At 34.3% G+C, this 9,943-nt stretch carries 8 protein-coding genes; 4 read left to right on the top strand and 4 right to left on the bottom strand.

All coding sequences use genetic code 11. The features are described 5' to 3' along the window. Positions 1-278: T9SS type A sorting domain-containing protein (locus tag IEV84_RS10450; RefSeq protein ID WP_188494224.1), on the top strand; the 278-nt coding region annotated here is incomplete at its 5' end. An 84-nt stretch (positions 279-362) separates the two neighbouring features. Here the strand turns inward: IEV84_RS10450 and IEV84_RS10445 are convergent. The 4 genes from IEV84_RS10445 to IEV84_RS10430 all read right to left on the bottom strand — a co-directional run bounded on the left by IEV84_RS10445 (position 363) and on the right by IEV84_RS10430 (position 5,978). Then, positions 363-1,343, bottom strand: a complete 981-nt coding sequence (locus IEV84_RS10445) for a LuxE/PaaK family acyltransferase (protein WP_188494223.1) — start codon at positions 1,341-1,343, stop codon at positions 363-365. Between the two features lie 98 nt (positions 1,344-1,441). Beyond that, positions 1,442-1,780: a T9SS type A sorting domain-containing protein gene (locus IEV84_RS10440; protein ID WP_188494222.1), complete on the bottom strand. Its 339-nt coding sequence runs from the start codon at positions 1,778-1,780 to the stop codon at positions 1,442-1,444. 105 nt (positions 1,781-1,885) lie between these two features. Beyond that, positions 1,886-3,049 carry a beta-helix domain-containing protein gene (locus IEV84_RS10435; protein ID WP_188494221.1) on the bottom strand — a complete coding sequence of 388 codons (1,164 nt, stop codon included), beginning with the start codon at positions 3,047-3,049 and terminating at the stop codon, positions 1,886-1,888. A gap of 160 nt (positions 3,050-3,209) precedes the next feature. Further along, entirely contained in the window at positions 3,210-5,978 is a 2,769-nt protein-coding gene (locus tag IEV84_RS10430; protein ID WP_188494220.1) for a TonB-dependent receptor, read from the bottom strand. A gap of 178 nt (positions 5,979-6,156) precedes the next feature. Here IEV84_RS10430 and IEV84_RS10425 point away from each other — a divergent pair, with 178 nt between their 5' ends. From IEV84_RS10425 to IEV84_RS10415, 3 genes are all read left to right on the top strand, one after another. Beyond that, positions 6,157-6,843: a response regulator transcription factor gene (locus tag IEV84_RS10425; RefSeq protein WP_188494219.1), complete on the top strand. Its 687-nt coding sequence runs from the start codon at positions 6,157-6,159 to the stop codon at positions 6,841-6,843. A gap of 322 nt (positions 6,844-7,165) precedes the next feature. Further along, positions 7,166-8,254: a sensor histidine kinase gene (locus IEV84_RS10420; RefSeq protein ID WP_188494218.1), complete on the top strand. Its 1,089-nt coding sequence runs from the start codon at positions 7,166-7,168 to the stop codon at positions 8,252-8,254. A 333-nt stretch (positions 8,255-8,587) separates the two neighbouring features. Next, a complete protein-coding gene (locus IEV84_RS10415) occupies positions 8,588-9,916 on the top strand; it encodes a porin (RefSeq protein WP_188494217.1) in 1,329 nt (442 codons plus the stop codon). The last annotated feature ends 27 nt before the right edge of the window (positions 9,917-9,943 follow it).

Genomic DNA, 9,943 nt, shown 5'->3' with positions numbered 1-9,943 from the left:
CAGCAATATCAGAAAGGCAATTAGGAACAGTTGAGGTGTTAGCTTATCCTAACCCTACAACAGGAGAGTTTGCAGTACAACTTAGTGGTTACAAATCGTCTAAAGCAAGTCTTGTAATTACCAATATTATTGGGCAATTAGTAATGCAAAAAGAAGTTAGTTTAGTAGAAGGAAAGCAAGTTGTTTCATGTAATCTGACTAATCATGCAAGAGGTATATACCTTTTAAAAGTATTAAGTGCTGATGGAGAAAATAACTTAAAAATAGTGCTTGAATAACTAATAGTTTATCGTAGCAATTTTTCTTTAAAAAAGGCTGTTCGAAAAGTAATTTTTGAACAGCCTTTTTTGTTGATGTAAAGCTTAAACTATCATCAAATTACAGCCTCTGATATCCGAATTATCAAAACGTCCCAATACTTCGAAAGAATTATTTGGGTATTTTTTGCCCAAATCCTGTGTAGCAATAAAGGAGCAGGAATTGATATTAGCCAAATCAATTACATTGATTCCGCCTGTTTTTCCTTGCGGAATATAGGTTAAAGCGTCTTCGGTGTCGCGAATGAGGATTTGCATCCAGGAAGGACATTCGAAAATTCCTTCGCCTAAAGAATAGGCCTGCGACAATAACTCGGTCATTCCATATTCAGAATGGATTGACGAAACTCCGAATCCGTCACCAAGCTGTTTGTGGAGTTCTTCACGAATCATTTCTTTGCGTTTGCCTTTCATGCCGCCGGTTTCCATAATGATGGTGTTCTGTAATTCAAACTTTTGTTTGTCAATCAGATCCAATAAAGCATAAGTAACGCCAATCAAAATGATATTTTGTCCTGATTGGTCTAATTCGATTAATTTTTTAATCAAATCTTCGTGATTATGAAGATAAAAACCACTTTCGGGATGATTGGAAAGTTGTATTAAATCTTCGACCATATAAATTAACGAAGAACCTTCTCTTTCTAAATAAGAGGGAAGCAGCGCCAAAATGACATAGTTTTCGATGTTGCCGTAAAATTCAGCAAATCCTTTGCGGTAGCTTTCTTCGTAAAGCGTTACATCGGTAACCAAATGTTTACTGGTAATCATACCGGTAGTTCCACTGCTTGTGAACGTAGTTTCAATCGGATTATTATTGGACACTACAGTATGGCTTTTGAAAAACTGAATAGGCAAAAACGGAATTTGTTGCAGCGATTTTACTTTTTGGACATCGACTTTAAGGAAATCACAAAATTCCCGATATACCAGATTGTTTTCATGTTGAAAACGAAACACTTTTAAGGCTATTTTTTCAAATTGCTTTTGATTGGAAATGGTAAATATATCGGTAGCTGTAATCAAGAATTTTTTTTGGCAAAGGTATGAATTTAAAGTTTTTTCTTTGGCATAAAAAAAGCTTCAAAGGTTGAATTTGAAGCTTTTTACTATTTTAAGATTAATTATCTAATGATGAGTTTTCGTGTTGCCGAAGCGTTTTCTTCGTTTATCTTGATGATATAAACACCAGGCATTAGGCTGGATACATTCAGCTCTCTGGAGTTAAGGTGGGTTTGAAGTACTTTTTTTCCCAGTAAGTCAAAAATGATGATTTCTTTTTCGCCATCGTTTTTAGTGGTAATGTTCACTCGACCGCCGCTTACGGGATTAGGGTACAAATTCAAGCCCTCAATAACTGAGGGGGCGCTCAGGTTATTTTGCTGCTTATTCTCCTGAGCAACAGTGCTTAGGGAGCAGAAAAAAACCATTAAAAGGATACTATAAAAGTAGTTTTTTTTCATCAGCTTGATTTTGTGTAGTAAATATACAAAAAATCAAATAGTATGCCAAAAAAAAACATCCTGATAATCAGGATGTTTTTGAAAATGATAAGGTTGTTATACTGCTTAGTTTCCTAATAAATTAGTACCATCAACACTTGCCCAGCTTCCAGCTGTTAGAGAAGCTCCGGTTGCTGTTGTACTTGTTACAAATTGTCCTGTTGGGAAAACTGGATTTAACGTACCAGCTCCGGCAAATTGAGTAGTACCATCATTAATTTTAACGTTAGTTAATTTAATTTTACTTCCATTAACTTGATTTGTGTTTGTAGTTACATCTTGGATTCTTACAGCAGTTGCTCCAGTAGTTGTGTATCCGGATATAACAACGTTTGAAAATTCTCCATTTCCTTCTTTTTTGAACTGGATTGCATCGTACTCAGCAGCAGAAGAACCACCTTCTGTTTGTGTTCCGGCTGTTCTTTTTAATGTAATATTAGCTATTACCGGCCAGTAAGTATTATTGTTGTTAGAAGCTTCAATTTCCATTCCGAAGTTTCCTGTACCTACTTGAATTGCTAACCAGTTGGAGTTGTTTTGTCCTCTCCATCCGTCTTGCCAGTCAAAAGAATCATCAAAGTTTCCGTAAGAAATTAGGTTAGTTGCACTAACAGTTCCTCCGTAAAATTCAAATCCGTCATCGGCACCTTTGTAAGCAACTAAATGGTCTAATGTAGTTCCTGAACCTACAGAATAGAAAGAAAACGCATTCATTTCACTTGTTCCGTCTGTGATTTTTTTACCGGCATATTCTACTCTTACATATCTTAAAGTTCCACCATTGTGAGCTGAATTTGTTCCTCCGTAAGTGTAATTTAATCCATCCTCAGATGTTTTTGATGCAGTATCACCGGCACCTCTGATTGGAGCATCACCATACATGATAATGCCACCCCATGAACCGGCAACTTTTGATTGTTCTGTTAAAACGATAGGTTGAGTAGCAGTTCCGTTCATGATTAATTTTCCGCCATTTTTAACTACTAGTGCATCAACACCATCAGCAGCATTTGCTGTAACTGTTGAACCTGCGTCAAAAGTAACAGTAACTCCGCTCTCAATAGTTACAATACCTTTAATAGTGTAGTTTCCATAAGCAATAGTTTTGTTTGTTGTAATTGCTCCGGTTAATTCACCTTCAACAGGTTGAATCGTTCCTTCATCGTCATTAGTTGAACAACTTGTGAATAAAGCTGCTAAGATTGATAAGCTTAATGCTAATTTTTTCATGATTGATTGTTTTAATATTTTTTTACAAATGTATGTCGGAGACATTTTTTAGGTGTTTTCTAAAGTTTACGAAACGGTTATTATATTTCGATTAATTGTAATCTTAATGTTGCTTTAGTGTAAACAAAAAACCACCCGAAAGGATGGTTTTTTGTTATTGTTAGAATGTATAAGAAATGCTGGTTGAAAATCCTGTTCCTCTTTTGTATTCTTGTAAGGTTAATGAAGATTCCAGGATTGGAATTTTATTATCACTACCTAAAACTCTTTTGTAGTAAGGGTTTAAGATGTTATTTACACTAAACTTAATATCCCATTTTTTATTGATGTTTTGTCCCCAGATAAAGTCTAGTTTATGGAATGCTTTTTCGTATTCATTATCTTGTCCTGCAATACCTACTGCGTAAATCCTGTCTCCATATACTCCGTAAACTAAAGTTGCAGTATTTTTCCATTCACTATTGAATTCAAACGCATATTTTAAATCGGCATTTACTAACCAGTTTGAAGCTCCCTGTAATTGTCTTTTTTCAAAAGTATCAAAATAAGATCCTCTATTTGTATCAGCAACCGCCTCTGTGTGCATGATTGATGTGTTAGCTCCAAAAGATAATCCTTCTAATTGTTCGGATAATCTGCTTAGTTCGATAATTACCTCGAATTCAGCACCAAAGATAGAAGCTGTCTTGTTGTTGTAATAAGCAACTTGTCTTCCTGAACCACCACCAAAATTATCAAAGGAACGCTCGATAGGGTCTTGAATATGTTTCCCGAATAATGTAACTGCAAACAGTTCGTTTTTAGTTGGGAAAATTTCATATTTCAAATCCACATTTGTATTTGTGGAATTTTTTAGGTTTTCATTTCCTCTTTCCGATGTTCCGTCTGCACTAATGTATGTCATTGGAAGTGTTTCAAACAAAACAGGTCTTGTAATTGTTCTGCTTGCTGCAAAACGGATATTGCTGTTTTCGTTAACTAAATATTTGATGTTTAACGAAGGTAAGAGGTCTAATTTTTCCGTTAGATTTGTTCTGTATGCAGATCCGATTGGGTCAAAAATCAATCGGTATTTTAAATCACGAATGGTGTTTTCAGCACGTAAACCAGTGTTTATCTCAAGTTTTTCACCTACATGAAACAGTAAATTAGCATAAACACCATCAACTCTGTTGTTCAGTTTAGTTTTGTATTCTCCGTTAGTGCTTTCTGTAAATGATAAGTTATTATTGGCAATATCATCTTGGATTGAACTATCAATATTGTTTAAGTTTACAATGTTGGCAGGTTGTGAACCGTTTGGAATTCCGGAAATAAAACGGTAAGACGTTGTCATGTATTCAGCATAGCCATTGTATCCGGCAGATAATTTATTTTTTCGTTCTTCGTCTTTTCCAAATAAGTATTGGTATTCAAAAAATCCGGATAAATGAAAGTTGTTTTCAACGTCTAAAAACTGTCTGATAAGGTGGTTGCTTCCATAACGTGTTTCTACTTCATTCTCATTTAAAAGAACTCCATTGATGAATTTTCTGTCAGGCTGATTGTATTTTGTTCTGGTGTATGATAGTCCTCCTTTAACAAGGTGATTACCATCTTCAGTCAATTTATATTCTGATTTTAATTGATTTGTAAAAAAGTTAGATTCGTCATATTGATTTAAACGGATAATTTCATTTGGATTGTCTTTGGCATTTCTGGTGTAACCAACCTGATCCTGAATTTGATTTTCGGTTGATTTTAAAAACAATGAGGTTGTGGATAATTTTAAACGTTCCGTTTTGTATTCCAGTCCAAGTAAAGCAGATGCCTGAGTTAAGAATTTGTATTGGGAACGATTTAAATTGTTGTCATATTCTCCTTGTCCAATTGCAAAAAACCTGTCGGCGCCTTCTCTAATTTGGTATTTGTTGTCAAAATTAACGCCTAAGATATATTTTAATTGATTACTGTTTTTTCCTAATGTAAAATTATCAGCATGAGTAACTCCAAAACTGGTGTTTAAAGGAGATTTTATTTTTTTTACATTCCAGGTCGATTCAAAATTGTTATTAATCTGTCCGTTTGGAATCTTACCAAATTCTGTTGGTAATTGTCTTTCTTGTCCTCCAAATCCAAAGAAACTCTTTGTGTTGTCGGCATCTGAAGAAAGTAGAAAATCACTCATATTGTTATTAGTAGTATATCCAACACCATAGCTTAATTTAGTATAGCTGTTTGTAGGTTGTGATGTGTGGATGTCAATTGTTGCACCGGCAAAATCACCATAAATATTTGGATTGAAAGTTTTAAAAACATCCATGTAGCCTACAATATCTGTTGGGAATAAATCCAAAGGAATGATTTTCTTAAAAGGGCTGTTTGAGGGAACAGCCAAGTCATTTACTTGTAGATTGTTGTATCGGTCTTCTAATCCACGTACAAATAATCCGCGGGATTCTACTTTGGTAATTCCGGTTACTTTAGTTAACCCTGCTTCCACATCGCTAACACCTTTTCTGGACATTTCCTGTGCGCCGATTGATTGTTTAATCTCTACGGCATTTTTTTGTTCTAATAACAGAGCTGTTTCTTTTTGTCTGTTTCTGGTACCGGTAATTACGACATCTTTAAGTGTATAACCGCCAGAAGAAAGTGTCTGGTTCAGTGTTATTTTAGCTCCTTCGGTTACTTTTACAGCAACTTCTTTAGTTTCATATCCTACAAAGCTAAATTGAACAGTGTAGCTTCCCGGTGCGATATTAATTGTGTATTTTCCATCAATATCGGTAGTAGTGTTAATTTTAGTTCCTTTTATAAGCACAGTTGCAAAAGGCAGTGTTTCATTGTTGGAATTTTTGTCTGTTATTACTCCTGAAATTGTACCTTTACTCTGAGCAAAGCTAATTGTTGTAATAAAAAGCGTTAGAATGAATAATCTAAGTTTCATAATTTGATTAAATTTTTTGCAAAGTAATGTCGGCTTTGTAAAGTTGTTGTTAATCGGTTGTTATGATTATGTTGTTCTAATATTATCAAATCGTTATCTCTTTAAATTACGGTTAACACAACTTTTATGCTGTTTTTTTATTAGTACATTTACCATCGCAAAAGAAAATTTGCTAGCTATGAAAAAGAAAAACACAAAGATTTTACTGGTTGATGACGAACCGGATATTTTAGAAATTGTAGGATACAATTTAGCTCAGGAGGGTTATCAGATTGTTACGGCTTCTAATGGAAGAGAGGCAATTGCCAAAGCCAAAAAGGAATTACCTGATTTAATAATCATGGACGTAATGATGCCGGAAATGGACGGCATGGAGGCCTGCGAGAATATTAGAAACATTCCTGAATTAAGTGAAGTGATTATTACTTTCCTGACGGCAAGAAGCGAAGATTACTCTCAGGTAGCCGGTTTTGATGCCGGAGCCGATGATTATATCACTAAGCCGATTAAGCCAAAGTTATTAGTAAGTAAAGTAAAAGCTTTATTACGCAGATTGAAAGAAGCAGGCGGACAGGACAGTGAAACGCTAAATGTGGGCGGAATCGAAATTAATCGTGAAGAATATAAGATTATCAAAGACGATGTGGAGATTGCTTTGCCCAGAAAAGAGTTTGAATTGTTTTACCTTTTGGCTTCAAAACCCGGAAAAGTATTTAAAAGAGATGAGATTCTCGATAAAGTTTGGGGTAATGAAGTAGTGGTAGGCGGAAGAACCATAGATGTTCACATTAGAAAATTGCGTGAAAAAATAGGCGATGATCTTTTTAAAACCATCAAAGGAGTAGGTTATAAATTTGAAGTATAATTTTTCAAAAAAAACATATAGTATATGAATGAAATAATATTTGTTATAACCATATAAGATATATAAGTTTAACTAATGATGTTATTAGTTAGACTTTTTTCTTTTTATAAAGAAGTTCATTTAAGTGGTAGTCTGGTAATTAGAATATTTTTATTTGGTACTATAACAATTTGAGGTTATAGTAATTTTCTTTTTGTTCTTCGGGCTTATATGCTCTTGTTTTAAAGTTATATTTTTGTAATAAGCCAAAAACAAAAAAACTTATGTGACTTAGATGGTGAAAAGGAAGATAGGATTGTTATTATTTAAAAAAGATTAATAAATGAAAATTAGCTTTAAAAAAACATACAAGTTTGCCATCAAATCGGCATTTTACATCAGTCTTTTTTCTACGGCTTTTGTTCTTTTCCTGGCAATGATAATTTTTAATACCACTACAAAAACTTTGTTTCTTTTTGGGATAATTTTTGTTTTTGCTATTTATCTCTTTTCGTTTTTGGTGTTGCAATATCGTGTGGAGCGTTTTATCTACCGAAGAGTTAAAAAAATCTACGATGATGTTTCACTATTGGAATCCAGTACCCTGATCAATCAGCCTATTACTACCGATATGGAAACGCTGACCCGGGAAGTTAAGAAGTTTGCAACCGATAAAAAGTTGGAAATCGAAATGCTTCAGGTGCGTGAAGAATACCGAAGAGAGTTCTTAGGGAATATTTCGCATGAACTAAAAACACCATTGTTTACCGTGCAGGGATATATTTCTACGTTGCTTGATGGAGCAATGGAAGATAAAGCCATTCGAAAAAAATATTTAAAACGTGCCGATAAAGGAGTAGAGCGACTTATATATATAGTAGAAGATTTGGATATGATTACCAAACTCGAATCAGGGGATTTGAATTTAGAAATAACCGAGTTTGATATTGTTGAGTTAATCCGAAATGTTTTTGACTTGCTGGAAATGAAAGCCGACAAGAAAAAAATTAATTTGGTTTTTGAAAACGAAAATATCCAACCCAATTTTGTTAAGGCTGATAAAGACCGAATCCAGCAGGTAATCGAAAACCTGATTGTCAATTCGATTAAGTATGGTAAAAAAGAAGGAACTACCGAAATTGCCGTAGTGAATTTAACCAAAGAAAAAGTCTTAGTCAGAATAAGTGATGATGGTGAAGGAATTGAAAAGCAAAATATTCCAAGACTCTTTGAGCGTTTTTATCGTGTGAACAAAAGCGGTTCCAGAGCCGAGGGAGGATCAGGCTTGGGCTTGGCCATTGTGAAACACATTATCGAAGCACATAAAGAAAAGATTTATGTAGAAAGTGAATTCGGAATTGGTTCTGAATTTTCGTTTACCATCGAAAAAGCCAAGAAGAAAAAGAAGGAAAAAGAGCTGTTGATGGAATAGCGTTAAAAAAAATCATAATAAAAGGTGTCGTTGTTTGTGCAACGACACCTTTTTTGTTTTATACCAAAAATAAGACCAAAACCGCTTTTTTGGAAGATCTGAAAACCTATGATTTTTTCAATGTTAAGTTAATGTTAACAAAATATACAGCCGTTAAGTCTTGTTTTTACTGGTGTTTTTTTTAAATATTACTGATTTTCTTTCATTTAACAAAGTTCAATGTAAACAAATGTTTACTATATATTTTCTTAATGGTAACGCTGACTTAATATTCGGGATGAAGTTTAATATTAGTTTTGCATTAAAATAATGTAATATTGATTTATACTTAAAATGAAAAGATTTTTATTTACAGGTTTACTGTTAGTTTCGTCGTTAATGAATGCGCAAGATGTAAAGAAAGACGAGATTAAAAAAGAAGTGGTTCGTATTTTAGATTCTATTAATTCGGCTAATAAGCAAAAACAGAGCGAGCAGGAAAAACCAACGCTTACTGATAAACCGGAAAAAACAGAAAAAAAAGAACATTGGTATGATAAAATTGGTTTAAGAGGTTATGTGCAGGTAAGATACAATGGTCTGTTGTCAACAAATGATAAGGTTGCTTGTGATCAATGTGATAAATCCTGGGGAACAACCTCGACTGCTCCGGATGCAAAATCAAACAATGGTTTCTTTCTAAGACGTGCCCGTTTAGTATTTTCGGGGCAAATTCATCCTAATGTTTATATTTATATTCAGCCGGATTTTGCCAGTTCTCCTGCTTCAGGAGTGAATCATTTTGCTCAGTTAAGAGATGCTTATTTTGACTTGTCATTTGATAAAAAAAGAGAATTTAGAGTTCGAATTGGACAAAGTAAAGTGCCTTATGGTTTTGAAAATATGCAATCCAGTCAAAACCGATTGACATTAGACCGTAATGACGGTTTGAATAGTGCGGTGGTTAATGAACGTGATTTAGGAGCTTTTTTCTATTGGGCACCGGCAGCTGTCAGAGAGCGTTTTGCAATGTTAGTGAGTGAAGGTTATAAAGGTTCCGGAGATTATGGAGTATTTGCTTTTGGAGCTTACAACGGTCAAACGGCTAATAAATCAGAAGCGAATAGAAATCTGCATGTAGTAACAAGATTGAGTTATCCTTTTGTAGTTGGAAATCAAATTATCGAACCGGGAATCCAGGCTTATACAGGAAAATGGGCTTTTGGAAGCGAACTTTCAACCGGAGTAACAACTGCTAACAAACAAAATACCTTAGATCAACGTGTGGCTGCTTCTTTTATTTTGTATCCAAAACCATTCGGGATTCAGGCAGAATACAACATTGGTAAAGGACCTCGCTACAACAAGACAACCAATACAGTGGATGTGTCTCATTTAGAAGGTGGTTATGTAACCCTGAACTATAAATTAGATTTACCTAAACATCAGTTAATTTATCCTTTTGCAAAATTTCAGTACTACGATGGAGGAAAGAAATTTGAAAAAGATGCCAGAAGTTATGTAGTGAGAGATTACGAATTAGGTTTAGAGTGGCAGCCTTTCAAAGCATTTGAATTAGTTGCCGAATGGGTAATTGCCGACCGTACTTTTGAAGACAGTGCATTGCCTAATAACAGACAACGCGGTAATTTATTACGATTACAAGCACAGTTTAATTTTTAATTCATCTTATAAACAAATTTAAAAGTA

Source organism: Flavobacterium palustre, from assembly GCF_014639535.1.
In the GTDB taxonomy this organism is placed as follows: domain Bacteria; phylum Bacteroidota; class Bacteroidia; order Flavobacteriales; family Flavobacteriaceae; genus Flavobacterium; species Flavobacterium palustre.
This window is presented reverse-complemented; position numbering and strand designations above follow the sequence as displayed.